Annotated in this window: 1 protein-coding gene; it reads left to right on the top strand. The window is 63.9% G+C overall.

Going from position 1 to position 244, the window contains the following annotated elements:
• On the top strand, nucleotides 1–244 hold a 244-nt coding region (locus tag ACSNOG_RS33870; protein ID WP_436756500.1), incomplete at both ends, for an aminopeptidase.

Genomic DNA, 244 nt, shown 5'->3' on the forward strand with positions numbered 1-244 from the left:
GGCCTATGATGCCGGCGCCAAGTACGTGCAGGTCGACTGGGACGACGAGAGGGTCACCCGAATCCGGTACGAGCATGCACCGGACGATTCCTTCGGGTACTATCCGCAGTGGCAGGCTGACGCGATGGAGCAGCTCGCAGCAGGCGGCGGCGCGATTCTTCGCATCAAGGTGCCGGATCCTGAGCTGTTCCGGGGCATCGACTCCGTCAAAGTATCCACTGCCGTCAAAGCCGCAGCGGTGGCG

It is taken from the genome of Streptomyces sp. URMC 124, assembly GCF_051386455.1.
Taxonomy (GTDB): domain Bacteria; phylum Actinomycetota; class Actinomycetes; order Streptomycetales; family Streptomycetaceae; genus Streptomyces.